At 71.6% G+C, this 26,726-nt stretch carries 22 protein-coding genes; 9 read left to right on the forward strand and 13 right to left on the reverse strand.

Translation table 11 applies throughout. The annotated features are described in order from the left end of the window. Positions 1–54: 54 nt before the first annotated feature. The 7 genes from murD to rsmH form a co-directional block, all read right to left on the reverse strand. On the reverse strand, positions 55–1,473 hold the full coding sequence (gene murD / locus ABT114_RS15300; protein ID WP_351142574.1) for a UDP-N-acetylmuramoyl-L-alanine--D-glutamate ligase: 1,419 nt from the start codon (positions 1,471–1,473) through the stop codon (positions 55–57). Continuing rightward, positions 1,455–2,528, reverse strand: coding sequence for a phospho-N-acetylmuramoyl-pentapeptide-transferase (mraY, locus tag ABT114_RS15305; protein ID WP_351142576.1), 1,074 nt, complete (start codon positions 2,526–2,528; stop codon positions 1,455–1,457). Before mraY ends, murD begins: the two co-directional genes overlap by 19 nt. Then, positions 2,525–3,940, reverse strand: coding sequence for a UDP-N-acetylmuramoyl-tripeptide--D-alanyl-D-alanine ligase (locus ABT114_RS15310; RefSeq protein ID WP_351142578.1), 1,416 nt, complete (start codon positions 3,938–3,940; stop codon positions 2,525–2,527). The genes mraY and ABT114_RS15310 overlap by 4 nt, the downstream gene beginning before the upstream one ends. A gap of 4 nt (positions 3,941–3,944) precedes the next feature. Continuing rightward, positions 3,945–5,600, reverse strand: a complete 1,656-nt coding sequence (locus tag ABT114_RS15315; RefSeq protein ID WP_351142580.1) for a UDP-N-acetylmuramoyl-L-alanyl-D-glutamate--2,6-diaminopimelate ligase — start codon at positions 5,598–5,600, stop codon at positions 3,945–3,947. 50 nt (positions 5,601–5,650) lie between these two features. Then, entirely contained in the window at positions 5,651–7,612 is a 1,962-nt protein-coding gene (locus ABT114_RS15320; protein WP_351142582.1) for a peptidoglycan D,D-transpeptidase FtsI family protein, read from the reverse strand. 5 nt (positions 7,613–7,617) lie between these two features. Further along, positions 7,618–8,106, reverse strand: a complete 489-nt coding sequence (gene ftsL, locus ABT114_RS15325; protein WP_351142584.1) for a cell division protein FtsL — start codon at positions 8,104–8,106, stop codon at positions 7,618–7,620. 73 nt (positions 8,107–8,179) lie between these two features. Further along, the gene (gene rsmH / locus ABT114_RS15330) at positions 8,180–9,136 is read right to left on the reverse strand and encodes a 16S rRNA (cytosine(1402)-N(4))-methyltransferase RsmH (RefSeq protein ID WP_351142586.1); all 957 of its coding nucleotides are present in this window, start codon (positions 9,134–9,136) and stop codon (positions 8,180–8,182) included. A 445-nt stretch (positions 9,137–9,581) separates the two neighbouring features. Here rsmH and ABT114_RS15335 point away from each other — a divergent pair, with 445 nt between their 5' ends. The 4 genes from ABT114_RS15335 to ABT114_RS15350 all read left to right on the forward strand — a co-directional run bounded on the left by ABT114_RS15335 (position 9,582) and on the right by ABT114_RS15350 (position 15,237). Beyond that, positions 9,582–10,127, forward strand: a complete 546-nt coding sequence (locus ABT114_RS15335; RefSeq protein ID WP_351142587.1) for a beta-class carbonic anhydrase — start codon at positions 9,582–9,584, stop codon at positions 10,125–10,127. Between the two features lie 195 nt (positions 10,128–10,322). After that, a complete protein-coding gene (locus ABT114_RS15340; protein ID WP_351142589.1) occupies positions 10,323–11,360 on the forward strand; it encodes an AAA family ATPase in 1,038 nt (345 codons plus the stop codon). Next, positions 11,360–12,733: a DUF58 domain-containing protein gene (locus ABT114_RS15345; RefSeq protein ID WP_351142591.1), complete on the forward strand. Its 1,374-nt coding sequence runs from the start codon at positions 11,360–11,362 to the stop codon at positions 12,731–12,733. Before ABT114_RS15340 ends, ABT114_RS15345 begins: the two co-directional genes overlap by 1 nt. Next, positions 12,730–15,237 (forward strand): transglutaminase TgpA family protein, encoded by a 2,508-nt coding sequence (locus tag ABT114_RS15350; protein ID WP_351142593.1) that lies wholly within the window; start codon positions 12,730–12,732, stop codon positions 15,235–15,237. The genes ABT114_RS15345 and ABT114_RS15350 overlap by 4 nt, the downstream gene beginning before the upstream one ends. A gap of 151 nt (positions 15,238–15,388) precedes the next feature. Here ABT114_RS15350 and ABT114_RS15355 read toward each other — a convergent pair whose 3' ends face one another. The 3 genes from ABT114_RS15355 to ABT114_RS15365 form a co-directional block, all read right to left on the reverse strand. Beyond that, positions 15,389–15,781, reverse strand: a complete 393-nt coding sequence (locus ABT114_RS15355; protein WP_351142595.1) for an SCO2097 family morphological protein — start codon at positions 15,779–15,781, stop codon at positions 15,389–15,391. A 266-nt stretch (positions 15,782–16,047) separates the two neighbouring features. After that, positions 16,048–16,818: a methyltransferase gene (locus ABT114_RS15360; RefSeq protein ID WP_351142597.1), complete on the reverse strand. Its 771-nt coding sequence runs from the start codon at positions 16,816–16,818 to the stop codon at positions 16,048–16,050. A 159-nt stretch (positions 16,819–16,977) separates the two neighbouring features. Then, positions 16,978–17,622 (reverse strand): SAV_6107 family HEPN domain-containing protein, encoded by a 645-nt coding sequence (locus tag ABT114_RS15365; RefSeq protein WP_351142599.1) that lies wholly within the window; start codon positions 17,620–17,622, stop codon positions 16,978–16,980. A 169-nt stretch (positions 17,623–17,791) separates the two neighbouring features. On the opposite strand from ABT114_RS15365, the gene ABT114_RS15370 reads away from it, so the two are divergent. From ABT114_RS15370 to ABT114_RS15390, 5 genes are all read left to right on the forward strand, one after another. Continuing rightward, positions 17,792–18,625 carry an ATP-binding cassette domain-containing protein gene (locus ABT114_RS15370; protein ID WP_351142601.1) on the forward strand — a complete coding sequence of 278 codons (834 nt, stop codon included), beginning with the start codon at positions 17,792–17,794 and terminating at the stop codon, positions 18,623–18,625. Then, entirely contained in the window at positions 18,597–20,681 is a 2,085-nt protein-coding gene (locus ABT114_RS15375) for a YhgE/Pip family protein (protein WP_351142603.1), read from the forward strand. The genes ABT114_RS15370 and ABT114_RS15375 overlap by 29 nt, the downstream gene beginning before the upstream one ends. Before the next feature lie 47 nt (positions 20,682–20,728). Continuing rightward, positions 20,729–21,358 (forward strand): TetR/AcrR family transcriptional regulator, encoded by a 630-nt coding sequence (locus ABT114_RS15380; RefSeq protein WP_351142605.1) that lies wholly within the window; start codon positions 20,729–20,731, stop codon positions 21,356–21,358. Between the two features lie 382 nt (positions 21,359–21,740). After that, complete coding sequence (locus ABT114_RS15385) at positions 21,741–22,355, forward strand: DUF4126 domain-containing protein (protein ID WP_351142607.1); 615 nt, start codon at positions 21,741–21,743, stop codon at positions 22,353–22,355. Positions 22,356–22,401: 46 nt separating this feature from the next. Further along, a complete protein-coding gene (locus ABT114_RS15390; protein ID WP_351142609.1) occupies positions 22,402–23,913 on the forward strand; it encodes a phytoene desaturase family protein in 1,512 nt (503 codons plus the stop codon). Between the two features lie 15 nt (positions 23,914–23,928). Here the strand turns inward: ABT114_RS15390 and ABT114_RS15395 are convergent, their stop codons facing one another. The 3 genes from ABT114_RS15395 to thiE all read right to left on the reverse strand — a co-directional run bounded on the left by ABT114_RS15395 (position 23,929) and on the right by thiE (position 26,696). Then, a complete protein-coding gene (locus ABT114_RS15395; RefSeq protein WP_351142611.1) occupies positions 23,929–24,897 on the reverse strand; it encodes an SCO2102 family sporulation regulator in 969 nt (322 codons plus the stop codon). Between the two features lie 56 nt (positions 24,898–24,953). Next, positions 24,954–25,877 (reverse strand): methylenetetrahydrofolate reductase [NAD(P)H], encoded by a 924-nt coding sequence (gene metF, locus ABT114_RS15400; RefSeq protein ID WP_351142613.1) that lies wholly within the window; start codon positions 25,875–25,877, stop codon positions 24,954–24,956. A gap of 159 nt (positions 25,878–26,036) precedes the next feature. After that, a complete protein-coding gene (gene thiE, locus ABT114_RS15405) occupies positions 26,037–26,696 on the reverse strand; it encodes a thiamine phosphate synthase (protein WP_351142615.1) in 660 nt (219 codons plus the stop codon). Positions 26,697–26,726 lie beyond the last annotated feature (30 nt).

The following is a 26,726-nucleotide window of genomic DNA, read 5'->3' on the forward strand; positions in this document are numbered from 1 at the left end:
ATCGGCCTCGACGGTCCCACGCGTCCCTCCCAAAGTCGCCCGGCAGGCGGCCGGTCAGGCTCCGAGTTCGCGAACCGCCTCCGCGAACGCGTCACCGCGCTTGTTGTAGTTGGCGAACATGTCCATGGAGGCGCAGGCCGGGGCCAGCAGCACCGTGTCGCCGGCGGCGGCGAGCCGCTGCGCTTCCCGGACAGCCGCGAGCATCGCCCCAGTGTCTGTCCGGTCGAGGTCGACGACGGGTACTTCCGGGGCGTGTCGCAGCAGGGCTTCACGGATCAGGGCGCGGTCCGCGCCGATGAGCACGACTCCACGAAGTCGCTTTGCCGACTTGGCGACGAGCTCGTCGAAGGTCGCGCCCTTCGCCAGTCCGCCCGCGATCCAGACGATCGACTCGTACGCCGCCAAAGAGGCTTCCGCCGCGTGCGTGTTGGTCGCCTTGGAGTCGTCGATGTACGCGACCCCGTCCACGTCGGCCACGTGCGCGATGCGATGGGCGTCCGGTGTGAAGGCCCGCAGCCCGTCCCGTACGGCCGTGGCGGGCACCCCGAAGGCGCGCGCGAGGGCCGCCGCCGCAAGGGCGTTGGCGATGTTGTGCGGGGCCGGCGGATTGACGTCCGACACCTCCGCCAGCTCCTGGGCGTTCTTCTGCCGGTTCTCCACGAAGGCGCGGTCGACCAGAATGCCCTCCACCACGCCGAGTTGGGACGGCCCGGGCGTGCCGAGGGTGAAGCCGATGGCCCGGCAGCCCTCCTCGACGTCCGCCTCGCGCACCAGGTCCTCGGTGGCCTTGTCGGCGACGTTGTAGACGCAGGCGATGCGATTGCCCTCGTAGATACGGCCCTTGTCGGCGGCGTACGCCTCCATGGAGCCGTGCCAGTCGAGGTGGTCGGGGGCGAGATTGAGGACGACGGCGGAGTGGGCGCGCAGGGAGGGCGCCCAGTGGAGCTGGTAGCTGGACAGTTCGACCGCGAGGACGTCGTACTCCTCGTCGCCGAGGACCGCGTCCAGCAGCGAGACGCCGATGTTGCCGACGGCGGCCGTACGCAGGCCCGCCGCCTTCAGGATGGAGGCGAGCATCTGGACGGTCGTGGTCTTGCCGTTGGTGCCGGTGACGGCCAGCCAGGGCGCCGCGTCGGGGCCGCGCAGCCGCCACGCAAGTTCGACGTCGCCCCAGACGGGCACGCCGGCGTCGGCGGCCGCGGCGAACAGCGGCTTGTCCGGCTTCCAGCCGGGCGCGGTGACGACGAGTTGGGTTCCTTCGGGCAGGGTGTCCCCGTCACCGAGGCGCACGGTGATGCCGAGCGCCTCCAGTTCGGCGGCCTGGGCACGCGCGCGTGCGTCGTCGCCGTCGTTGACGACGGTGACCTTCGCGCCCAGCCCGTGCAGCACCTTGGCCGCCGGGACGCCGGAGACGCCGAGCCCGGCGACGGTGACGTTCTTCCCCTGCCAGTCGGTCACTTGTCCGCTGCCCATCCCGCGTAGAAGAGGCCCAGTCCGACGATCACACAGATGCCCTGGATGATCCAGAAACGGACCACCACAAGTACCTCGGACCAGCCTTTGAGTTCGAAGTGGTGCTGGAGTGGCGCCATTCGGAAGACGCGCTTCCCGGTGAGCTTGAAGGAGCCGACCTGGATGACGACCGACATGGTGATGAGGACGAACAGGCCGCCCATGATGGCCACCAGCAGCTCCGTGCGGGAGAGGATGGCCAGGCCCGTGAGGACACCGCCGAGGGCGAGCGAACCGGTGTCACCCATGAAGATCTTGGCCGGCGAGGTGTTCCACCACAGGAAGCCGAGGCAGGCACCCATCAGCGCCGAGGCGACGACCGCCAGGTCGAGGGGATCACGCACCTCGTAGCAGGCGTTCGGGTTGGTGAGGGTCTGCGCGTTGGCGCAGGACTCCTGGAACTGCCAGACGCCGATGAACGTGTAGGCACCGAAGACCAGCACCGAGGCACCGGTGGCGAGACCGTCCAGACCGTCGGTCAGGTTCACGCCGTTCGACATCGCGAGGATCATGAACAGCGCCCAGACGACGAACAGCACCGGGCCGATCGACCAGCCGAAGTCCGTGATGAACGACAGCTTGGTGGAGGCCGGGGTGTTGCCGCGGGCGTCCTGGAACTGCAGGGCGAGCACCGCGAAACTGATGCCGACGATCAGCTGGCCGGCCATCTTCGCCTTGGCCCGCAGGCCCAGCGAACGCCGCTTGACGATCTTGATGTAGTCGTCGAGGAAGCCGACCAGACCCATGCCGACCATCAGGCCGAGCACCAGCAGACCCGAGTAGGTCGGCGGGTAGCCGGTGATGACCTTGGACAGGAAGTACGCGGCGACCGTCGCGAAGATGAAGGCGATACCGCCCATCGTCGGCGTACCGCGCTTGCTGGCGTGCTCGCGCGGGCCGTCGTCCCGGATGTACTGGCCGTAGCCCTTGCGGGCGAGGAGCTTGATCAGCAGCGGGGTGCCGACCAGGGTCAGGAAGAGGCCAATGACTCCTGAGAACAGGATCTGCTTCATCATCGGGCGGCAACCTCACCCTCGGCCCCGGACTCGAGCAGCGCCTGCGCCACGCTCTCGAGGCCGACCGAACGGGACGCCTTCACGAGTACGACGTCCCCCGGGCGCAACTCGCTGCGCAACAGGTCGACAGCCGCCTGTGCGTCGGACACGTGCACCGACTCCTCACCCCACGAACCCTCGTTGTATGCGCCCAATTGCAGCCAGGCGGCTTCCCTGCCCCCGACCGCGACGAGCTTGCCGACATTGAGCCGGACGGCGAGCCGTCCGACCGCGTCGTGCTCGGCGAGCGCCTCGTCCCCGAGCTCGGCCATCTTGCCGAGCACCGCCCAGGTCCGCCGCCCCTTGCCCATGGCCGCAAGCGCACGCAAAGCGGCTCGCATGGACTCGGGGTTCGCGTTGTAGGCGTCGTTGACGATCGTCACGCCGTCCGGGCGCTCGGTGACCTCCATCCGCCAGCGGGAGAGGGAGCCCGCCTCGGAAAGCGCGGTGGCGATCTCTTCCGCGGACATGCCCAGCTCATGGGCGACGGCGGCCGCGGCGAGCGCGTTCGACACGTGGTGCTCACCGTACAGGCGCATGGTCACATCACTGCACCCGGAGGGTGTGTGAAGGCTGAAGGAAGGCTGTCCGCTGTCCGTGAGTCGCACGTTCTCGGCGCGTACGTCCGCTTCGTCGGACTCTCCGAAAAGGACCACCTTCGCCTTCGTACGGGAGGCCATGGCCCGTACCAACGGGTCGTCGGCGTTGAGGATCGCGGCGCCGCCGTCCTCCGACGGGGGCAGCGCCTCCACGAGTTCGCCCTTCGCCAGGGCGATCTGCTCGCGGCCGCCGAACTCGCCGATGTGGGCGGTGCCGACGTTCAGCACGAGGCCGATCTTCGGAGGCGTCAGGTGCGTCAGGTAGCGGATGTGGCCGATGCCGCGGGCGCCCATCTCCAACACGAGGAACCTGGTCTCCTCGGTGGCGCTGAGCGCGGTCAGCGGCAGCCCGATCTCGTTGTTGAGCGAGCCGGGGGTCCACACCGTGGGGGCCTTGCGTCGGAGTACCTGGGCGATCAGGTCCTTGGTGCTGGTCTTGCCCGCGGAGCCGGTGAGGGCGACGAGGGTGGTGCCGAGCTTCTGCACGACGTGCCGTGCGAGGGCGCCGAGGGCCGTCTGGACGTCCTCGACCACGATCGCGGGGACGCCGACGGGCCGGGACGCCAGTACGGCGGCCGCGCCGGCCCCGACGACCGCCTGCGCGAAGTCGTGGCCGTCCACGCGCTCGCCGGCGAAGGCGACGAAGAGACTGCCGGGCACCACCTCTCGGGAGTCCCGGACGACCGGCCCGGTGATCTGGACGGACGGATCCGGTATGTCGTGCGTCTGCCCGCCGACGACTGCTGAGATCTCGGCGAGGGAGAGGGCGATCACAAGTTCATCCCTGGGTCTTCTGGATAGCTTCGCGAAGCACCTGGCGGTCGTCGAAGGGACGGACCACTCCGGCGATGTCCTGGCCCTGCTCATGGCCCTTGCCCGCGACCAGCACGGTGTCCCCGGGCTGCGCGCGGGCGACGGCGGCGGCGATCGCGGCGGCCCGGTCCTCGAAGAGGAGCACCTCGCCACGCTCGTGCGCGGGTACCGACGCCGCGCCCTCGAGCATGCTCGCCAGGATCGCCAGGGGATCCTCGGAGCGGGGGTTGTCGGAGGTCAGTACGGCGGTGTCGGCGAGCCGGGCCGCGGCGGCGCCCATCGGCTGCCGCTTGGTCCTGTCCCGGTCGCCGCCGCAGCCGAGCACGATGAGCAGCCGGCCCTTGGTGACCTTGCGCAGGGCGCGCAGCACCGATTCGACGGCGTCGGTCTTGTGGGCGTAGTCGACGACCGCGAGATACGGCTGTCCGGCGTCCACGCGCTCCAGGCGGCCCGGCACTCCCGGCACCGCCGCGACGCCGTCGGCGGCGGTCTGCGGGTCGAGCCCCGCGACGGCGAGGGCGACGATCGCGGCGAGGGTGTTGGCGACGTTGAAGGGGCCCGGCAGCGGGGACCTGGCGGCGACCTGCTGCCCCTCGGGGCCGGTCACGGTGAACGTCGAGTCCATGGGGCCGACCTGGACGTCCTCGGCACGCCAGTCGGCGTCGGGGTGGCCCTCGGCGGAGAAGGTGACGACCGGGACGGTGGCCTCGTGCGCCAGCCTGCGGCCGTACTCGTCGTCGAAGTTGACGACGCCGAGTTTGCTGCGTTCAGGGGTGAAAAGCTGCGCTTTGGCCCGGAAGTAGTCCTCCATGTCGGAGTGGAACTCCATGTGTTCCGGGCTGAGGTTGTTGAAGACGGCGATGTCGAAGACGCAGCCGTCGACCCGGCCGAGGACCAGGGCGTGGCTGGAGACCTCCATGGCGACCGCCTCGACACCGCGCTCGCGCATGACGGCGAACAGGGCCTGGAGGTCGGTGGCCTCGGGGGTGGTGCGCTCGGACTTGATGCGCTCGTCGCCGATGCGCATCTCGACGGTGCCGATCAGTCCGGTGGCGCGGTCCGCCATCAGGCCGCCCTCGACCAGGTAGGCGGTCGTGGTCTTGCCGGAGGTGCCGGTGATGCCGATCTGGAGCAGGTCCTGGCCGGGGCTGCCATAGATCGTGGCCGCCAGCTCGCCCATCCGCCCGCGCGGGTCGTCGGCGACCAGGACCGGCAGGCCGGTGGCGGCGGCGCGGTCGGCGCCGACCGGGTCGGTCAGTACGGCGACCGCGCCGAGTCCGGCCGCCTGTACGACGAAGTCGGCGCCGTGGGCGCGGGCGCCGGGCAGGGCGGCGTAGAGGTCGCCGGGGCGGACGGCGCGCGAGTCATGGGTGATGCCCGTGACCTCGGCGGCATTGTCCGGAGTGGTGGCGCCCAGCTGATCGGCGAGCTCCGCGAGGGGTGTGGCGGAGACCTGGACCGGCCGGGGCGGGCCCGGATATGTCACGGGAACGCCCTTCTGGGTGGTTTGGGACTGATCAGCGTGTGGCACGGCGGTGAGCGTACCGGGCGCACCCGCCTGCGGGCGAAGCGAGGGGCTTGGCCCGCCTTGGCTGCCGGGCTGGGGAGTGATCATGGTCACGGTCTGTTTTCCTGGCTGGTTCGGTGCTGCGGTGCTGTTTTCCGTGCCGGTCAGGGCGTGAAGGAGACGGGGAGGCTGGCGGCCTTCGCCCCGGTGGGCGGGACCTGGAGGGTCTTCAGGGCGAACTCCATGACCTGCTTGTAGACGGGGCCGCAGATCTGACCGCCGAAGTAGCTGCCCTCGGTGGCGTTCTGGATCGCGCAGTAGACGGTGACGCGCGGGTTGTCCGCGGGTGCGAATCCGGCGAACGACGACGTGTATCCCTTGTACGTGCCGGTGGCCGGATCCACGCGGTTGGCCGTACCGGTCTTGCCCGCGACACGGTAGCCCGGGATACGCGCCTTGGCGCCGGTGCCCTGTTCGTCGTCCACGACCGACTCCAGCATCTGGGCGAGGCTCTTGGCCGTCTTCGCACTGACGACCCGGGTCTTCTTGGGCTGCGCGGCGGGGGTGAAGCGCCCGTCCGCTCCCTTCGTACCGCGGACGAGGGTGGGCTCGACGCGGACGCCGCCGTTGGCGATCGTCGAGTAGACGGAGGCCGCCTGCATGGCGTTGATGGACACGCCCTGGCCGAAAGGAATCGTGTACTGCTGGGACGTCGACCACGTGTCCGCCGGCGCGAGGATGCCCTTCGTCTCGCCGGGGAAGTCGAGTCCGGTGTAGCTGCCGATGCCGAACTTGCGCAGGTAGGAGTAGAGGACCTGGTTGGCCTCGGGCTGCGTCTTGCCGAGCTGGCCGGTGGCGAGGATCGTGCCGATGTTGCTGGACTTGGCCAGGACGCCGTTGAGCGTCAGGTACCAGGTCGGGTGGTCGATGTCGTCCTTGAAAAGCCGGTCGCCGCGGTGCAGCCGGTTGGGGACGGTGACGTGCGTCAGCGGTGTGGCGGCGTTCTCCTCCAGTACGGCCGCCATCGACATGACCTTGGCGGTGGAGCCGGGTTCGAAGGCGTCCTGCAGGGCCGCGTTGCCCAGGGCGTCCGGGTTCGCCTCGGAGAGGTCGTTGGGGTCGAAGCCGGGCGAGTTGGCCATGGCCAGGATCTCGCCGGTGCGGGTGTCCTGCACGATCACGTAACCGCGGTCCGCCTTGGACTTCTTCACCTGCTCGGTGATGGCGTTCTGCGCGGCCCACTGGATGTCGCGGTCGATGGTGAGCTCGACGTCGCTGCCGGACACGGCGGGCGTCTCGGTGGAGCCCACGGTCGGCACCTGCCGGCCGCCGGACTGGGCGTAACGGATCTTGCCGTCCTTGCCGGTCAGCAGCTTGTTCAGCTGCTGCTCGACACCGCCGCCACCCTTGCCGTCGGCGTTGACCCAGCCCAGTATCCCGGCGGCGAGGTCGCCGTTGGGGTACACACGCTTGCTGGTGGGGTCGGCGAAGACGCCGGCGAGGACGTTGACGGTGGTCGCGTCCGTCTGCCCCTTCTTGGCGAGCGCGGTCTTCAGGTCCTTGATCTGCGTCCAGACCTGCGGGGTCTGACGGCCGGCGAGCTTGACGTACTGGAGCTTCTTGTCCTTGGGCCTGAGCTTCTCGGTGAGCGCGGCCTGGTCCAGGCCGAGGATCGGGGAGAGGAGCGCCGCCGCCTGCTCGGGCCCGTCGCCGATCTTGAGCTGCTTGCGCGTGAACATCGTGGGGTCGGCGGTGATGTCGTACGCGTCCACGCTGGCCGCCAGCGCCACGCCGTTGCGGTCGGTGATTCCACCGCGCTCGGCGGCCAGGGTGTGCACGACATACCGGTTCTGCTCGGCCTTGGCGGCATACGCGCTGGCATCGACGGCCTGCACCTGAAGCAGCCGCACGACGAACGCGATCAGCACCAGGGTCAGCGCGAGGCTGACCATGCGCAGCCGGGGACGGGGGCTCCCGAGCCGCAGCGCCTGCGGTGCCGCGGGCCGGGCCGGAGCGGGCCGACGAGCCGGCCGGGCCCCGGGCCCGGGCCGCCGCTGACCGGCCCCCGGCCGTGCGGGCCGAGCCGGTCCGGGGACACGGCGGCGTGGCGGTTCCCTGTCGGACACTTCCGTCACCTGCCGGGGGTCGTGGTCGGGGTGGGGGGCGCGCTGGGCGTGGGCGGAACGCTGGGGGCGGGTGAGGACGCGACCGTCTCCGGCGGGCGCAGCGCGAGCGGGATCTGTACCGAGGACTGCTGGGCCGCGGCCGAGGGGACGCCCTTCACCGTGCCGTCCGGGTTCAGGAAGGCCGGATCGCTGCCGGGGACCATGCCGAGTTCGCGGGCGCGGCGCTGGAGGGCCTCGGGGGCGGAGTAGGAGTCCACGTCGCGCTGGAGCGCCTGTTCCTCGTCGGTGAGCTTCTTGGTGTCGGTCTGGAGGTCGTCCAGCTTGAACGAGCCTTCGCTGAGCGCCGAGTTCAGCACGAGGAGACCGATGAGGCCGCCGCCGAGGAGGAGGACGACGAGGAGGACGAACGGGGTCCGGGCCGCCCGGCGCGGACCTGCCGGGAAGAGCCGCGCGAGACGGGCGGCCCTCCCCTTCAGTTCGGGTTTCCCACTCACTCGTCCTCCACTGAGTTGGAATTCCGAACCCGGGTCCGGGAGTGGCGCCGGCCCGCCCGCCCCTGCGCCCGCCTCACTCGACGTCCTCCCTGATGCGCTCCGCCCCGCGCAGCCGGGCCGGAGCGGCCCGCCGGTTCTCGGCGACCTCTTCCTCGGTGGGAAGTTCGGCACCGCGCGTGAGCAGCTTGAGCCGGGGCTGGTAGCGCTCGGGGACGACCGGCAGGCCGGGCGGCGCGGTGTTGGCGGCACCGGCCGCGAACACCTGCTTGACCAGGCGGTCCTCGAGCGAGTGGTACGACAGGACGGCGATCCGGCCGCCCACGTCGAGCGCCTTCACCGCCGCCGGGATCGCCCGCTCCAGGACGGAGAGTTCACCGTTGACCTCGATGCGCAGGGCCTGGAACGTGCGCTTGGCCGGGTTGCCACCGGTGCGCTTGGCGGCCTGCGGCAGCGCGTCCCGGATCAGCTCCACCAGCCGTGCGCTGTTGCTGAACGGCTCCTTCGCGCGCTCGCGCACGATCGCGGCCACGATCCGCTTGGCCTGCTTCTCCTCGCCGTAGGCCCGCAGGATCCGGACGAGTTCGCCGGGCGGGTAGGTGTTGAGGACCTCGGCGGCGCTCATGCCGGTCGTCTGGTCCATGCGCATGTCGAGCGGGGCGTCCTGGGCGTAGGCGAAGCCGCGGTCGGCCTCGTCGAGCTGCATGGAGGAGACGCCGAGGTCGAAGAGGACGCCCTGCACGCGCGGGATGCCGAGGCGGTCGAGGACGTCGGGGATCTCGTCGTAGACCGCGTGCACGAGGGTGGCGCGCTCACCGAAGGGGGCGAGCCGCTCGCCGGACAGCCGCAGGGCCTCCTTGTCACGGTCGAGGGCGACGAGCCGGGCCTGGGGGAACTGCGTCAGCAGCGCCTCACTGTGGCCGCCGAGGCCGAGGGTGCAGTCGACGACCACCGCGCCCGGCTGCTCCAGGGCGGGGGACAACAGGTCCAGGCACCGCTGGAGCATCACCGGGACGTGTCGACTGTTGCTCAAGGGGCCCTCTCAGGTCCGGCGCGCCGGTACGCACTGCCGGGTCCCCGCCCTCCCCCAGCAAGCTGGGGGGACCCCCAGTGAAGGGGAGGCCTGCCGGCGCCGGAAGCGTCAGCCGGCCGGGAGCGGGAGGAGGCCGAGCCGTACGTACGCGCCGCGCACGTGGGGAGATCTCCGGACAGCACGCCGGGGTCTCCTGTGGTATTCAGTCCAGCGGGGAGAGCCTCGCCTCCCGCTTCGCGTCACTTTAGTCCACCGTGTCGCGCGGTCAATCAACCGGCCTGCGCGTCGCGCCCCGGTGTGACCGCGAAGCGGCAAACCAGGGAAAATCACCCCTGCGGATGCATCGCGGCCACCTGTGTGGGTTAGCTCACAAGACGACGCGATGACGCTCTTTTCCCGCTCTCACACCGCGACTGAATCGACTGTGACCAGTACCGTCATACCTATGACGACTTCTGCATCGGTTCCCACCGGCTCCGAGGCCGCCATATCTGGCGGCACGGTCACTGACCGACTGGTCGACGCGAACGAGCGGTACGCCGCCGCGTTCACCGACCCCGGAATGGACGCCCGACCCGTCCTGCGCGTCGCCATCGTGGCGTGCATGGACGCCCGCCTCGACCTGCACGCCGCCCTCGGCCTGCAACTGGGCGACTGCCACACCATCCGCAACGCGGGCGGCGTCGTCACCGACGACGTGATCCGCTCCCTCACCATCAGCCAGCGGGCGCTCGGCACCCGCAGCATCGCGCTCATCCACCACACCGGGTGTGGCCTGGAGAGCCTCACCGAGGACTTCCGCCACGAACTGGAGATGGAGGTCGGCCAGCGCCCCGCCTGGGCGGTGGAGGCGTTCCGGGACGTCGAACAGGACGTACGGCAGTCGATGCAGCGCGTGCGCACCTCGCCGTTCCTGCTGCACACCGACGACGTGCGCGGCTTCGTCTTCGACGTGAAGACAGGCCTGCTGCGTGAGATCGACCCGGCCTGACCCACGTAACAACCGCCGTAAGACCCGACATATCGCGGCCAGTTGTCCACAGGCGAGTGACACGAATCGGTAACGGCAGCAAGAATGCGGGTGTGACGTCACGCGGAACCTTTCACGCGTGGTGTCCGTGTTTCGGGGTGGGCCGGTCCGCGTCGCAGAGCGTCGGCCCGGGAAGAACGGGCCGAGGAGGGCCGGGTGACGACCTATGACGATCGAGCGAGCCTCACTGATCTGACCGCCACTGTGGAGCGTGTCCGCAGTTCGGTGGAAGGAGTGATCGAGGGCAAGCCCGAGGTCGTACGGCTTTCGCTGACCGTGCTGCTCGCCGAGGGACATCTTCTGATCGAGGATGTCCCCGGCGTGGGCAAGACGATGCTGGCGAAGGCTCTTGCACGGTCCATCGACTGTTCGGTGCGACGCATTCAGTTCACTCCCGACCTGCTGCCGTCGGACATCACCGGCGTGTCCATCTGGGACCAGCAGAAACGGGACTTCGAGTTCAAGCCGGGGGCGATCTTCGCGCAGATCGTGATCGGCGACGAGATCAACCGGGCCTCGCCCAAGACCCAGTCCGCGCTGCTGGAGTCGATGGAGGAGCGCCAGGTCACCATCGACGGGCAGACGTACGAGCTGCCCAGCCCCTTCATGGTGGTGGCCACGCAGAACCCGGTCGAGATGGAGGGCACCTACCCGCTGCCGGAGGCCCAGCGCGACCGCTTCATGGCTCGCGTCTCCATCGGCTACCCGAGCGCGGAGGCCGAGCTGCAGATGCTCGACATCCACGGCGGGGTGAACCCGCTGGACGACCTCCAGCCCGTGGCGCACGCGCACGACATCGTGAAGCTGGTGGAGGCCGTCCGGGGCGTCCACGTCGCCGAGGCGGTCCGCAGGTACGCGGTGGAGCTGGTCGCGGCCACGCGCACCCACCCCGACCTCAGACTCGGCGCCTCGCCGCGCGCGACGCTGCACCTGCTGCGCGCGGCGAAGGCGTCCGCGGCACTCAGCGGCCGGGAGTACGCCCTGCCGGACGACGTGCAGGCACTCGCGGTCGCCGTTCTCGCCCACCGCCTGCTGCCCACCGCGCAGGCCCAGCTCAACCGCCGCACGTCGGAACAGGTCGTCCAGGAAATCCTCCAGCGCACCCCGGTGCCCGCGGCTCCTCAGCAGCAGAGCGGCTACGGCCTGGCACACGGCGCCCCGGCCTACCCCCAGCGGCCGCCGCGGAGGCTGTGATGACCGCCGGGGGGACGGGTCACGCGGAGGCCGACCGGGGCGAGAAGGGCGGTATCCGCACGGCCCTGGGCGGGCTGACCACCCGAGGCCGCTCGTTCCTGGCGGCCGGAGTCGCGGCCGCCGTCTGCGCCTACGTCCTCGGGCAGGCCGATCTGCTCCGGGTCGGCCTGCTGCTGGCGGTGCTGCCGCTGGTGTGCGCGGCCATGCTCTATCGCACGCGTTACCGGGTCGCCGGCAGCCGTCGGCTCTCCCCCGCGCGCGTGCCGGCCGGCAGCGAGGCTCGCGTCCATCTGCGGATGGACAACGTCTCGCGGTTGCCCACCGGCCTGCTGATGCTTCAGGACCGGGTGCCGTACGTGCTCGGCCCGCGCCCCCGCTTCGTACTCGACCGGGTGGAGGCGGGCGGCCGCCGCGAGGTGTCCTACCGGGTCCGCTCCGACCTGCGCGGCCGCTATCCGCTGGGCCCGTTGCAGCTGCGCCTGACCGACCCGTTCGGGATGTGCGAGCTGACCCGGTCCTTCTCGACGTACGACACCCTGACCGTCATCCCGCGCGTGGAGCCGCTGCCGCCGGTCCGGCTGAGCGGCGAGGCCAAGGGGTACGGCGACGGGCGGCAGCGTTCGCTGGCACTGGCGGGCGAGGACGACGTGATCCCGCGGGGCTACCGCTACGGCGACGATCTGCGCCGCGTGCACTGGCGCTCCACCGCGCGCTACGGCGAGCTGATGGTGCGCCGCGAGGAACAGCCGCAGCGCGCCCGCTGCACGGTGCTCCTCGACACCCGGGGCCTCGCCTTCCGGGGCGCCGGCCCGGACTCGGCCTTCGAGTGGGCCGTCGCGGGCGCCGCGTCCGTGCTGGTCCACATGCTCGAGCGGGGCTTCTCCGTGCGGCTGCTCACGGACACCGGCAACTCGGTGCCCGGGGAGGGCGCCGACGGCTTCGCGGGCGCCAGCCAGGAGTCGGCGGACGCGGCCGGACTGATGATGGACACGCTCGCGGTGATCGACCACTCGGACGGCACGGGCCTGTCCCGGGCGTACGACCTGCTGCGCGGCGGGAACGAAGGGCTGCTGGTGGCCTTCTTCGGCGACCTCGACGAGGAACAGGCCACGGTGGCCGCCAGAATGCGCCAGCGCAGCGGCGGCGCGCTCGCCTTCCTGCTGGACAGCGATACATGGGTGCGTGAACCGAACGACGTGCCCGCTCCGGCGAACAGGCCGGAGGAACGGCTGCGGATGCTGCGCGAGGCGGGCTGGACGGCCCTGAGCGTGCGGCGGGGCGCCTCGCTGGAGGACCTCTGGCGCCTCGCGGAACGGGACCGCACGGGCATCGCGACGGCGAGCGCGACAAGCGGTGGGGAGAGCAGGTCATGAGCGGGCGGGCACGACTGACACTGTGCGCCTGGGCGGCCACCCTGATGGCCGCGAGCGCCCTGCTGCCGCTGGTCGAGTCGGTCGGCTGGATGCTTCAGGCGGCCGTCCTGCTGGCTGTTCAGGCGGGAGTGGGCGCTGCGGCCCGGCGGATACCCCTGGCCCGGCCGCTGACCGTGGCGGCACAGACTCTGGTCACGCTGGTGCTGCTGACCCTGGTCTTCGCCCGGCAGCAGGCCCTCGGCGGGCTGATTCCCGGCCCTGACGCCTTCCGCTACCTCGGCGACCTGCTGCAGATGGGCGCGGACGACGTGGGGCGGTACGCGATCCCGGCACCGCTGTCCGACGGCATCCGGCTGATGCTCGTCGGCGGTGTGCTGGTGATCGGGCTACTGGTGGACACCCTCGCGGTGACCTTCCGCAGCGCGGCCCCGGCCGGTCTGCCGCTGCTCGCGCTCTACTCCGTGGCGGCGGGCCTGTCGGCCGGCGCCGCCGACTGGTTCTTCTTCCTGCTCGCGGCGGCCGGCTATCTGATGCTGCTGCTGGCCGAGGGCCGCGAGCGGCTCTCGCAGTGGGGCCGGGTCTTCGGCGGGGCGGCGCGCGTTCCGGGCGGCGAACCCGGCCCGTCGGCGCCGGTGCGCACCGGCCGGCGCATCGGCGCGGTCTCGCTCGGCATCGCCCTGGTGGTGCCGCTGCTGCCGCTGCCCGAGATACAAGGCGGTCTGCTGGACAGCGCCAGAACCGGGGTGGGCGCGGGCACCGGGGGCGGCGGCACGATCTCGGCGGTGAACCCGCTGGTGTCGCTGCGCGACAGCCTGAACGTGGACGAGGACCGCACCGTCATGGTCCTGCGTACCAACTCCGACGACCTCTCGGACATGTATCTGCGGATCGTGTCCCTGGACGACTTCGACGGCACCACGTGGAAGCCGTCCAAGCGGCACATCGTCGCCGTGCCGGACGAGTTCCCCACGCCGACCGGGCTGGGCGCCGACATCAAGCGCGCGGAGATCACGACCCGGGTCTCGGCCGCCGACTGGTACGCCCAGGACTGGCTGCCGATGCCGTACCCGCCGAGCGATGTGAGCATCAAGGGCAACTGGCGCTACGAGCCCGAGGGCATGACGCTCGTCGGCGACCACGGCCAGACCACGCGCGGCGCGACCTACGAGGTGAAGAGCCTCGAGGTGCAGCCGACGGCGGAGCAGCTCGCCACGGCTCCTGAGGCACCCGAAGCGGTGCGGGGCAAGTACACGGATGTGCCGGACTCGCTGCCGGCGGTGGTGGCCGAGACCGCCCGCGAGGTCACCCAGGGCGCGACGACCGACTACGCGAAGGCGGTCGCGCTCCAGGACTACTTCGCCGTCAACGGCGGCTTCCAGTACGACACCTCCGTGGAGGTCGGCAGCGGCCGCGACGCGATAGCCCGTTTCCTGAAGGACAAGCAGGGCTTCTGCGTCCACTTCTCCTTCGCGATGGCGGCGATGGCCCGCACGCTGGGCATTCCGGCGCGGGTGGCGGTGGGCTTCGCGCCGGGTTCCCCGCAGGCGGACGGTTCGGTGTCGGTGGGCCTGAAAGACGCGCACGCCTGGCCCGAGCTGTACTTCGAGGGCGTCGGCTGGACCCGCTTCGAGCCGACCCCCACCCGGGGCACGACGCCGTCGTACACGCTGCCGGAGTCGTCGGGGAGCAGCGTTCCCGACCTGCCGCAGGCGACCCGGTCCGCGGGCGCGGCCCCGTCGGACGCGCCTTCGGCGAGCACGAGCTGCTCGACGCAGGACAAGAACGCCGGGGGCTGCGCGGGCGCGCTGCCGCTGAACCCGCAGCAGAGGAGCGACAGCGGCACTCCCTGGTACGAGATCCTCGGCTGGACGCTGCTGGGGCTCGCGGCGCTGATACTGCCGCTGCTGCCCATGCTGTGGCGGCTCAGGCGCCGGTCGGTGCGGCTGGCGTCGGCCCAGCACGCACCGTCGGCGGCGGGACCGGCCCGGCTGGGCCGCCGGGGTCGCGCCGGCGAGCAGCACACGGACGAACTCGGCATGACGGTCCTGCCGGGCGAAACGCCGTCGCAGCAGGCCACCGAGGTGGCCGTCGGGCACGTCCTGGCCGTGTGGCGCGAGCTCACCGACACGGCCTGGGACTACGGCATCCCGCCGGACGACGCCCTCACCCCGCGTAAAGCAGCCGCGCGGATCGTACGGCTCGGGCACCTGGACGAGCCCACGGCCCAGTCGGTGCGCCGGGTGGCGTCGGCCGTGGAGCAGGTCCTGTTCGCACCGCAGCCGCGGGCCGAGGCCGGTCTGGCCGGTGACGTGCGCGGGCTGCGTACGGCACTGCGGTCGCGGTCGAGCTGGACCACCCGGCTGCGGGCGGTCGTCGCGCCCCGCTCCGCCGTCCGTGCGGTGTGGGACCTCAGCGACCGCTGGACGGCGCTGCGGGCCGACTGGACCACGCGGTGGGCGGCCCTGGTGCGCCGCGGCCGCCCGTCAGGGCAGCAGAGCGGCTGAGGGCCGGCCATCGCGGGTCGGTCGAAGCGCACGCCGAGGGGGTGACCACCATCCGGTGGTCACCCCCTCGGCTATGTCTTGGGGAGCTGTCAGGGAATCAGCGGCGCTGCGGAATCAGACGCTGCAGATTCAATGGCCCTGTTCATCGCGTTCAATGGCCCTGTTCGTCGCGGCGCCGCTGCCAGCGCTGCTCGATGCGGTCCATCATGGACCGCTTGGGTCGTCCCTGCCGGCCCGCGTGCGGCGGGCTCCCGGCCGGCTGCTCGCCGGGCTTGGGGGCCTTGCGCCAGCCGGTCACGGCGAGGACCGCACACCCCAGCATGACAAGGAAGCCGACCACACTGAGCCAGACCTGCTTGGCGACCATTCCGGCCATGAGGAGCGCAATACCCACGAGGAAGCCCGCGACCGCCTGGTAGACCCGCCGCCGGGTGTACGTACGCAGCCCGCTTCCCTCGAGCGCCGACGCGAACTTGGGATCTTCGGCGTACAGCGCTCGCTCCATCTGCTCGAGCATGCGCTGCTCGTGCTCCGAGAGCGGCACGGAGTCCTCCTCATCGTGCAGTCGCCGGGGCGACCCGGGGGGTCCCTTCAGGATAGGCAGGGAATCGCCCCCGTGAAACCCGCCCCTCTGCGCCAATTGGCCAACCGGACTCCGCCATGGACGTCCGGCTCGCTGAAACTTCCATTCCCCAGCGGCCGTCCCGTCATGCCGGGCGGTCTCCCTCGATCATACGGCGGAGACCGCCCGAACGGAGGGCCTGTGGCGTACTCCATCTGCGGCCAAGGCCCTGATCAGCGGCGCACCGCTCAGGCCTCGGTGTCCCCCTGCGTCTCGCCGAGCACATGAAGCTGCGTGGCCACGGAGTGGAAGGCGGGCAGTTCGGCGGCGGCCTCCTCCAGCTTCAGCAGGGCCTCCAGGGCGCCGGGCTCGGTGTCGACGAGCACGCCGGGGACGAGGTCGGCGAAGACCCGCACGCCGTGCACGGCGCCGACCCTGAGGCCCGCGCCCTCGACCAGCGCGGTGAGCTGCTCGGCGGTGAAGCGGCGCGGTACGGGGTCACCGGCGCCCCAGCGGCCATTCGGATCGCCCAGAGCCTGCCTGGCCTCCTTGAAGTGGCCGGCGAGGGCACGCGCGAGCACGGCACCGCCGAGCCCGGCCGCGAGCAGGCTGAGGACGCCCTCGGGGCGCAGCGCGGCGACCACGTTGCGGACGCCCTCGGCGGGGTCGTCCACGTACTCCAGGACTCCGTGGCACAGCACGGCGTCGTACCCGCCGCGCTCGACCACGTCGAACAGGCCGTGGGCGTCGCCCTGGACACCCTGCACGCGGTCGGCGACGCCTGCCTCGGCGGCGCGGCGCTCCAACGCGAAGAGCGCATTGGGGCTGGGGTCGACGACGGTGACCCGGTGGCCGAGCCGGGCAACGGGCACCGCGAAGTTGCCGCTGCCGCCCCCGGTGTCGAGGACGTCCAGCGACTCGCGACCCGTGGCCTTGACCCGGCGATCGAGGGCGTCCTGGAGGACCTCCCAGACCACGGCTGTACGGAGAGAAGCGCGGGGGCGCATCGGGTCCGACACGGCAGTTGACTCCTCGGCGCGGCACCGCCTCTTGCGCGGCGGAGCGAACGGGGCGCCTCCCCCGGCCTGGATGCGGGCGGAGGGAAGGCTTCAGGCGTCCACCACCCTATTGCCTCCGGCGCCGTACCTGGTCACCGCGGTGCGTCACGGCTGGGCCGGTCATCCCGCGTCCGGCATGTCGTCGCGTGGGGCGGTGGTCCGGGGATCGTCCACGCGGCCCCCGTCGCCCGTACCACCCGTGCCGCCCGTACCGCCCATGCCGCCCATGCCGCCCGTGCCGCCTGCGCCGCCCCCGTCCTGGCGTGGCTGTGGAAGCACCGGCTGGAGTACCAGCATCCGCTCGACGAGGCGGACGAACATCGCCACGTCGCGTATCAGGTCGTCGGCGTCCCGGCGGCTGGCGGCGCCCTGGATGCCAGCCTCAGCCCGGGCGCGGCGCCGGGCCCCAGCGGCGAACAGCGCGCTCCACTCGGCGAGTTCGGGCGCGATTTCGGGGAGCACTTCCCAGGCGCTGCGGATCCTGGCCCGGCGTCGGGGCGTGGGCTCCGGGCGCCCGCGCGCGGCGAGCACGGCGGCAGCGGTACGCAGGGCCGCGAGGTGGGCCGTCGCATAGCGCTCGTTGGGCGTTTCCAGGACGGCGGCCTCGTCGAGTCCGACGCGGGCCTGGGCGAGCAGGTCGAGGGCGGCGGGCGGAGCCGTGGTCCGGCGCAGCACGGGGTGCACGTCGCTCGCCGGGCCGGTCAGTGAGGGGGCAGGGCCGGTGGCGCGGCGCCGGTGGGCGGCGGCTGCGTGGTAGCTGGCCATGACGAACCTCCTGTCGTCTGGTGACGGCACTGTGGCCGTATGTGCCCATCGTGCGGTATGCCACTGACAATCCGTTCTGACCTGGGCTTTTGCTTCGATCGTAGGTTCGGGCTAGTTTTTGCACTGACCAGTCAGTTCAAAAACTCCAGGGGATGGAACGGGGATGGGCATGGGGGGAGCCGGAGACGGCGCTGCCGTCACGGCCCGGGACTTCGGGCTCGAGGGCCCCCGCGGTTGGGCGTTCCGCAGGGTCCGCGTCGAGGCGGAGCCGGGTTCACTGATCGCGATCGAGGGACCGTCCGGGTCGGGGCGTACGTGCCTGCTGCTCGCGCTCACCGGGCGGATGAAGGCCACGGAGGGCACGGCGGCCGTCGGCGGAGCCCGGTTGCCGAAGCAGTTGGCGGCCGTGCGCCGCGTCAGCGCCCTGGCCAACGTCGCCGGGGTCACCGACCTCGACCCGGCCCTGACCGTCGGGGAGCATCTGCGCGAACGGGCGCTGCTCCAACGGCGGTTCGGCGACTCGGTACGCGGGCTGTTCCGGCCGCGTACCGAACGGGTGGCCGAGGCCGAGCTGCGCATCGAGACCGCGCTGACCGCCGCCGGACTAGACCGGGAGGCCCTGCCCAAGGGTTCCCGCACCGCCGTACGCGACCTGGAGCGGCTGGAGGCGCTGCGCCTGTCCGTCGCGCTCGCGCTCATCGGCCGGCCCCGTCTGCTCGGCGTCGACGACGCCGACCTCAAACTCTCCACGGTCGAACGGGCCGACGTATGGGCGCTGTTGAAGTCCCTCGCCGAGGCCGGGACAACGGTCGTCGCGGTGTGCAGCGAGGCCCCCGAGGGCGCGATCGCCGTGTCCGCCCGGCCCACCCCGGGCACTGAAACCAGCGCGGAAACCGGCACGGAAACCGGCACGGAAACCAGCGCCGAGACCGACACCGAAACCGAAACCGACGACGAAGCGAAGGAGGCGGCCGATGCGCTCGCCGAAACTGGCCGCGCTTGAGCTCCGCCGCTTCGGCCGGGGCCGGCTCCCTCGTGCCGCCCTGGTCGCGCTCCTGCTGCTGCCCCTGCTGTACGGCGCGCTGTACCTGTGGTCGTTCTGGGACCCGTACGGCCGTCTCGACCGCATCCCCGTGGCGCTGGTGAACGACGACAAGGGGGCGACCGCCGACGGGCAGAAGATCGCGGCGGGCGACGACATCACCGAGGGGCTGCGCGACAGCAAGACCTTCGAGTGGCATGAGGTGAGTGCCGCCGAGGCACGCGCGGGCGTGGAGGACGGCACGTACTACCTGTCGCTGACCATGCCGGCCGACTTCAGCCGGCGCATCGCCTCCAGCGCGGGCGACTCCCCCGAGACGGGCGCACTCCAGGTGCGTACCAACGACGCGAACAACTACATCGTCGGACAGATCTCGCGGACGGTGTTCAGCGAGGTGCGCACGGCCGCGTCGACGAAGGCGTCGCGGTCCTTCCTGGACAGGATCTTCGTCTCGTTCTCCGACATCCACGGGCAGACGGTGAAGGCCGCCGACGGTGCCGACAAACTCAAGAAGGGCGTCGGGAAGGCGGAGCAGGGTTCGAAGGACCTCGCCGACGGACTGAAGGACGCCCGGGCCGGCAGCACCGAGCTGTCGAAGGGCCTGCAGAAGCTCAATGCGGGCGCCGGTGACCTGGAGGACGGCTCGCAGCAGGTCGCCGAGGGCACGCAAACCCTCGCCGGCCGGGTCAACGGGATCGCGGACACGGTGGGCCCGTTCGTGGCGGACAACGAGAAGACCATCGGTGACACCGCCCAGCTGGTCGCCGACTCGGCCGCCGCGATCCGCCGCAACCTCGCCACCCTGGTGAAGACCGCTCCGGTCGCCGCCAAGGGCGCCCACGCGGCCTCGGACACCCTGAACGACGTCTACGAGCGCCGTTGCGACACCCCGGTGCTGCCCGACACCGCCTGCGCCGACCTGAAGAAGGCCGCGCAGGCCGCCGCCGACGTGGCGGTGATCGCCGACGATCTCAACACCCTGATCGCCGACCAGGACGGCGACCTGAAGGAGCTCGATGCCGACCTGGGCACCCTCCAGAAGCAGGCCCAGGCACTCGCCGACCGCGCCCCGCACCTCTCCGAGGATCTCGACGACGCCGTCGCCAAGATCAACAAGCTGAACGACGGTGCCGCGAAGGTCGCGGCGGGGGCGAAGCAGTTGCACACCGGACTCGGTACCGCCCGGACCGGCGCGAGCGAGCTCGACGACGGCGTCGGCAAGCTCGAGACGGGCGCCGCGGACCTGAACGGCGGCATGTACAAGCTCGTCGACGGCTCCGGCGAGCTGGCGGGAGGCCTGCACGACGGCGCCGAACAGATCCCCGACTACGACAAGCAGGACCGCGACCAGCGCACCGAGGTCATGGCCGACCCGGTCCAGCTGGCCTCCAAGGACCTGCACAAGGCGCCCAACTACGGCACCGGCTTCGCCCCGTACTTCATCCCGCTGTCCCTGTGGGTGGGCGCGATGGTGGCGTACATGCTGATCCCGCCGATGAACCGGCGCGCGCTCGCCGCGGGCGCCTCGGCCTGGCGGATCGCGCTGGCCGGCTGGCTGCCGGTGGTCGCGGTCGGCGTGCTCCAGACGACGGCCCTGATGGCCGTGCTGCACTGGGCGATCGGCCTGGAGATGGCGCGGGTGGCCGGAACGGTCGGCCTCCTGTTCCTGGTGACGGCATGCTTCGCGGCGCTCGTGCAGTGGCTGAACGCGCGCTTCGGAGCGGCGGGCCGGATCCTCGTCCTGGCCCTGCTGATGCTCCAGCTGACCTCCGCGGGCGGCACGTACCCCGTACAGACCAGTCCCGGCTTCTTCAACACGATCCACCCCTTCCTGCCGATGAGTTACGTCGTCGAGGCCCTCAGGAGGCTCATCACGGGCGGCGGTCTCGGTCCGGTGTGGCAGGCGTGTGTCGTGCTCGCCGTGTTCACCGCGGGCGCCCTCGCGCTGACCGCCCTGTCGGCGCGCCGCCGCCAGGTGTGGACGCTCGACCGGCTGCACCCGGAGCTGAGCCTGTGATCCCCCGAGGGACGGCTGCGGACACGGTTGCTGTGACAATCAGGGCCATGGAAAGCAGCAGCGCCACGTCGAGCGGCAGCACGCGCCGCGAGGCCACCCGGCAGAAGCTCTACGAGGCGGCCGTCACGCTCATCGCCGAGCAGGGCTTCTCCGCCACCACGGTGGACGAGATCGCCGAGCGTGCCGGGGTCGCGAAGGGCACGGTCTACTACAACTTCGCGAGCAAGTCCGTCCTCTTCGAGGAGCTGCTGCGGCACGGCGTGGGCCTCCTCACCGCCTCCCTACGGGAGGCGGCCACGCGCACCGAGCGTGAGGGCGGCACCAAGGTGGACGCCCTGGACGCGATGATCCGCGCCGGACTCGTCTTCATCGACCGCTATCCGGCCTTCACCCAGCTGTACGTGGCCGAGCTGTGGCGCACCAACCGGGCGTGGCAGTCGACGCTCATGGTGGTCCGGCAGCAGGCGGTGGCCGTCGTCGAGGGCGTGCTGCGCGAGGGCATCGAGGGCGGCGAGTTCAGTGACGAGATCGACGTGCCGCTGACCGCGGCCGCGCTGGTCGGCATGGTGCTGGTGGCCGCCCTGGACTGGCAGGCGTTCCAGCCGGAACGGTCACTGGACGACGTGCACGCGGCGCTGTCCCGGCTGCTTCAGGGCAGGGTCAGCGGCGGCCGGTAGGACACACGGCACACGGCACACACGAAAGCGCCGGTCCGCGGTGGCCGCGTCCCCCGCGAGCCACCTCGAACCGGCGATTCCTCGTGCTCCCCCGTTGTTCCCCCGTAGTCCCCCGTTGGGCCCCCGTTCGGTCGTCCCCCGGGTTCCCCCGTGCCTCGCTCCCGCCGACCGGGCCGGCGGAAGGAGCGGTCGAGGGCCGGGCCGTTCCGCCGCCCCGTGTCGGCGGTGCCGGCACCGTGCCCCTTTCCGTGCCTCCACTCTCTCGTTCACGCAGGTCGCGGCCCATCCGCGCGCGTACTCATCTCACTCCCTAGGTACGGATACTCAGCCCTGCGCACGCGTGCCCAGGACGCACGGTTGCCGAGTGGTTACGATCGCGGACGTGTCCGTACTCCCTCTGGTGTTCACCAGCGGCTGGGCCAGCGGCATCAACGCCTACGCCGTCGTCCTGCTCCTCGGCGTATTCGGCGCGACCGGGGTGAGCGACGACGTCCCCGAGACGTTGCAGCGTCCCGAGGTGCTCGCCGTGGCCGGAGCGCTGTTCCTGTGCGAGGCGGTCGCCGACAAGATCCCGTATGTGGACTCGGCGTGGGACTCGGTGCACACGGTGGTCCGGCCGGTCGCGGGCGCCTGGGTCGGGGCGCTGCTCGCCGGGCACAGCGGCTCGCTCTCGGATGTGGCCGCGGGTCTGATCGGCGGCTCGACGGCCCTGGCCAGCCACACGGTCAAGGCGGGGACACGGATGGCGGTGAACACCTCGCCGGAGCCGTTCAGCAACGTGATCGTGAGCATGGCCGAGGATCTCGGGGTCGGCGGGGTCGTCACGTTCGCGATGTTCCACCCGCTGCCGGCGGCGATCATCGCGGGCGTGCTGCTGCTGGCCGGGCTGGTCGTGCTGTTCTTCCTGGTCTCGCGGATCCGGCGGTTCCTGCGCCGCAGGGCCCAGCGGCGGGAGGAGCGGCGGCTGGCCGCGCACCCGGGACGACCGCCCGACTGACCGCCCGCGGCCGGGACTGTCAGCGGGGGTCGATAAAGTCGCAGGCATGGCACGGATTGCGGTGATCGGCGCCGGGATGGGCGCGATGGCGGCTGCCGCCCGGCTGGCCGTCGCGGGCCACCGGGTGGCGGTGTACGAGCGTACGGAGACGTACGGCGGTGCGGTGCGCCGCTTCGAGCGGGACGGCTTCGCCTTCGACACCGGCCCCGGGCTGCTGTCGGTGCCCGCGGTCTACCGCGACCTGTTCGTCAAGACCGGCAGGGAGCCGCTGGAGGAGTGCGTCGAGCTGGTCCAGGTCGACCCGTCCTCGCGGCACGTCTTCGCGGACGGCACGCAGGTGTCCCTGCCGAACGCCTCGCGCGCGGGCGTCGTCTCGGCCCTGGACCAGGCGCTCGGGGGGGATGCCGGGCAGCGCTGGGGCGACTTCCTGGTGCGGGCCCGCGAAGCCTGGGACCGCACGCGCCGGCCGCTCCTCGAGGAGCCCCTGTGGTCCGACTGGTCGGTGCTGGCCGAGCGTGAGCCCTATCCGGCGGTTCCGCACAAGCGGCTGCTGCGCACCCGGCGGGCCGGCACGCTCGCCGAAGTCGGCGAGTGGGAGCTGCGCGACCCCCGGCTCACCGCACTCCTGGAGAGCCACGCCCTCGCGTACGGCCTGGACCCGCGGGACACCCCGGCGAGCGCGGCCGTGCTGCCGTACATGGAGCACGCCTTCGGCACCTGGTACGTCCGCGGCGGCATGCGGGAGCTGGCGCGCGCGGTGTACGAGCGGTGCGTGGCGCGACGGGTCGAGTTCGTGTTCGGTGCCGAGGTCCGCCGGATCCTGGAGAAGGACGGGCGGGCGGCGGGGGTGGAGCTGGCCGACGGGTCGGTGGCGGAGGCGGACCATGTGGTGGCGGGGGTGGAGCCCGATCGGTTGAGCTCCATGACCGGGCATCAGCTGTACGAAGCCGGTGACGTGCGGCCTCAGCGCATGGACGGGTACCAGCCCGGACGATTCACGGTGCTCCTGGCGCTGCGCGGGCAGCGCGAGCCCGGTGCGGTCCACAGAACGATCGTGCACGCCCCCGACCGCGCGGCTGAGCTGGACTTCCTCCGCGAACGCACGGAAGAGCCGGCGCGGCCCACCGTGACGGTGCTGCGGCCGGACGACCCCGCCCTGCGCCCCGACGAGGAGCACGAGTCCGTGGTCCTGTCGGCCGTGTTGCCGGCCGGGATCGAGTGGGATGTCGAGGACGCCGAAGAACGGTTCGCGGACCTGCTCGTCGGGGCTGCCGAGACAGCCGTAGCCGGTCTGCGCGAGCGCCTCCTGTGGCGGGAGACGCACACACCCGACGACACCGACGACGAGACGGATTCAGGGGTCGGAGGCCTCCCCGCTCCCGCGCTCGCCGCCGGTCGCGGCCGCTTCCTCCGTCCGGCCAACGCCACCGCGCTGCCGGGGCTTTACCGCGTGGGCGGCTGGTCGCATCCCGGCGGTGGTCTCCCGCACACCGGTATGTCGGGCGCGCTGGTCGCCGGGCTGATCGTGGAGGGGCCGGACTTCCGGGGCTCGCAGTGACGGCCCCGTAGGCCGTCAGAAGCGGTACTGCTCGTCGAAGCCGTTGCCGTTGCCCTGCTGCTGCCCGTCACCCTGGTACGGGTACTGCTGCTCCGGCGGGAGTTCGCCGCCGTACGCGTCGTCGGTGCTGCGCTGCTGCGGGACCCACACCCCGCCGGCCGGGGTCTCGCCGCCGTACATGCCGGTGCCGTACTGGTCCTGGCCGTAGCCCTGCTGGCCGTACTGGCCGCCATAGGTGGTGTCGTACGAGGCGCCACCGTAGGTCTGCGTGCCGATGTATGGGTCGGAGTAGGCCGCGTACTGCTGCTGGCCGTTCGTGTCGTAGCCGTACTGCTGGTAACCGGCGTAGCCGTCGTACGCGTAACTCTGGTCGGCGCCCTGGGCGGCCGTCGCGTACTGATCCTGGGGCTGGCCCGTGGCGGCGTAGGACGAGTCGGTGCCGGCGGCGAAGGAGTTGTCGTAGATGCCGTAGGAGCCGGTGTCGTCGGGCAGGGGCTGCGGCTCGTACACGGAGGTGGTCTCGGCGGCCGCGGGCTCGGCGGGGCGTGCCGGGGTGAACACGTCGTCGCGGTCGTACTCGTCGTCCTGGCCGTGGGCCGGCTCGCCCTGGGCGTACGTGCCGTCGTCGGCGAAGCCACCCTCCGCGGCCTCGAGGTCGGACACCTCGAGGGTCGGGTCCTGGCGGTCCGCCTTGCCACGGCGGCGCTTGGTGCCGCCGTTGTCGGCGTCCGGGCGGCTGACCGCCCAGCCGGCCGCGAAGCCGCGCCGGAACGAGAGCGTGACGTAGGTCTGGCCGACCGCGAAGGCGGCGGCGCCCAGTCCGATGACGATCACGGACGGGATGAGCACACCGAGCACGACGACGAGGAAACCGACGAACGCGAGCAGCCGCCAGCGGAGCCGCGCCTTGTACTGCAGCAGCACCTCGCCGAGCAGCCACAGTGCGACGACACCGAACGCGATGTAGAGGACCGTCCAGCCCATGTACGCCCCTCTCCCAGTGGCCGCTACGCAGTGTGTCGTATCTGGGTGCGACCGGTCTAGGCCTGCGGCGGGTGGTGCAGGCCCAGATTCTCGTAGATTTCCAGCGTCGCCGTGGAGTTGTTGAGCGTGATGAAGTGCAGTCCGGGCACTCCCTCGGCCTGCAGCCGAGCGCAGAACTCCGTGGCGAATTCGATGCCAATGGAGCGTACAGCGGTCGGATCGTCTTTTGCTGTGAGGATCCGTTCTTTCAACCCGGAGGGGATGGTGGCGTTACTGAGCTGCGGCAGCCGCTCGAGCATCTTGACGCTGGTGACCGGCATGACCTCGGGAATCACCGGGGTCTCGCAGCCGGCCGCCACCACCCGGTCGCGCAGGCGCAGGTACGACTCCGGCTCGAAGAACATCTGTGTGATGGCGTAATCGGCGCCGGCCCGGCACTTGTCGACGAAGTGCGCGACGTCCGTGTCCCAGTCGGCGGAGCGCGGATGCATCTCCGGGAAGGCGGCGACGCCCACGCAGAAGTCGCCCGACTCCTTGATGAGCTGGACGAGTTCGGCGGCGTAGGTCAGGCCCTGCGGATGCGGCACCCAGTCGGCCATGGGGTCGCCGGGCGGGTCGCCGCGCACGGCGAGCATGTTGCGGATCCCGGCATCGGCGTACTGGCCGATGATGTTGCGCAGTTCGGCGATGGAGTGGTTGACCGCGGTGAGGTGGGCGACCGGGGTGAGGGTGGTGTCGGCGGCGATCTGTTCGGTCGCCCACACGGTGCCCGCGCGGGTGGAGCCGCCCGCGCCGTACGTCACGGAGACGAAGTCCGGGGCGACGGCCTCGACCCTGCGGAGCGCGTTCCACAGGTTGCGCTCGCCCTTCTCCGTCTTCGGGGCCCAGAACTCGAAGGAGTGGACCGTCTTGCCGGTGGCGAGCATGTCACGCACGGTGCGTGCGCGGTCAGTCCTGGTGGATGCGGTTCCGAGGGCCATACCCGCAGGTTAACCAGGGGGCGGTGGACACCCAACCGAATGCAGGAAATTTGCCCGAATTGTCGACTTGTTGTCCACCCCTTGGACAGGACGACGGACGGCGACGGACGGCAACCGACGACAACGGAAGGCGACGGAAGGCAACGGACAGCAGGGGCGTCACGCCTGCCGCAGGCGCTTCGCGAACTCCGCGGCCGCCGCGCCGGGGTCGTCCGCGCCGGTGATCGCCCGTACGACGACGGCCCGGCGGGCGCCCGCGTCGAGCACCTCGTCGAGGTTGCCGAGGTCGATGCCGCCGATGGCGAACCAGGGGCGGTCGGTGCCGAGGGCGGCGGTGTGGCGGACCAGGTCGAGGCCGGGAGCGTGACGGCCGGGCTTGGTGGGGGTCGGCCAGCAGGGGCCGGTGCAGAAGTAGTCCACGCCCTCCTGGACGGCGGCGGCCTCCGCCTCGGCCTCGGCGTGCGTGGAGCGGCCTATGAGGACGTCCTCGCCGAGGATCGCGCGGGCCGCGGGGACCGGGAGGTCGCCCTGGCCGAGGTGGAGCACGTCGGCTCCGGCGGCGTGGGCGACGTCCGCGCGGTCGTTGACCGCGAGCAGCTTGCCGTGGCGTGCGCAGGCGTCGGCGAGGACCTCCAGGTGGGCCAGTTCCTCGGCCGCCTCCATGCCCTTGTCGCGCAGCTGCACGATGTCGACGCCGCCGGCGAGGACCACGTCCAGGAACTCGGCGAGGTCACCCTGGCGCCTGCGGGCGTCCGTGCAGAGGTAGAGGCGGGCGTCGGCGAGCGCGGCGCGAGCGGTGGCGGCAGCGGTGTCGGGCATGCGGGTGTCCCCCCGGAGCCCCCGGTGGGG

The sequence above is a fragment of the Streptomyces sp. NPDC002088 genome (assembly GCF_040296605.1).
Lineage (GTDB): Bacteria > Actinomycetota > Actinomycetes > Streptomycetales > Streptomycetaceae > Streptomyces.

What these genes read in the sequence shown, in the direction of transcription:
- murD (WP_351142574.1), bottom strand. Translation starts at nt 1,473, where the DNA reads ATGGGCAGCGGACAAGTGACCGACTGGCAGGGGAAGAACGTCACCGTC.
- mraY (WP_351142576.1), bottom strand. Translation starts at nt 2,528, where the DNA reads ATGATGAAGCAGATCCTGTTCTCAGGAGTCATTGGCCTCTTCCTGACC.
- ABT114_RS15335 (WP_351142587.1), top strand. Translation starts at nt 9,582, where the DNA reads ATGACGACTTCTGCATCGGTTCCCACCGGCTCCGAGGCCGCCATATCT.
- ABT114_RS15345 (WP_351142591.1), top strand. Translation starts at nt 11,360, where the DNA reads ATGACCGCCGGGGGGACGGGTCACGCGGAGGCCGACCGGGGCGAGAAG.
- ABT114_RS15350 (WP_351142593.1), top strand. Translation starts at nt 12,730, where the DNA reads ATGAGCGGGCGGGCACGACTGACACTGTGCGCCTGGGCGGCCACCCTG.
- ABT114_RS15365 (WP_351142599.1), bottom strand. Translation starts at nt 17,622, where the DNA reads ATGGCCAGCTACCACGCAGCCGCCGCCCACCGGCGCCGCGCCACCGGC.
- ABT114_RS15370 (WP_351142601.1), top strand. Translation starts at nt 17,792, where the DNA reads ATGGGGGGAGCCGGAGACGGCGCTGCCGTCACGGCCCGGGACTTCGGG.
- ABT114_RS15375 (WP_351142603.1), top strand. Translation starts at nt 18,597, where the DNA reads ATGCGCTCGCCGAAACTGGCCGCGCTTGAGCTCCGCCGCTTCGGCCGG.
- ABT114_RS15380 (WP_351142605.1), top strand. Translation starts at nt 20,729, where the DNA reads ATGGAAAGCAGCAGCGCCACGTCGAGCGGCAGCACGCGCCGCGAGGCC.
- ABT114_RS15390 (WP_351142609.1), top strand. Translation starts at nt 22,402, where the DNA reads ATGGCACGGATTGCGGTGATCGGCGCCGGGATGGGCGCGATGGCGGCT.
- ABT114_RS15395 (WP_351142611.1), bottom strand. Translation starts at nt 24,897, where the DNA reads ATGGGCTGGACGGTCCTCTACATCGCGTTCGGTGTCGTCGCACTGTGG.
- metF (WP_351142613.1), bottom strand. Translation starts at nt 25,877, where the DNA reads ATGGCCCTCGGAACCGCATCCACCAGGACTGACCGCGCACGCACCGTG.
- thiE (WP_351142615.1), bottom strand. Translation starts at nt 26,696, where the DNA reads ATGCCCGACACCGCTGCCGCCACCGCTCGCGCCGCGCTCGCCGACGCC.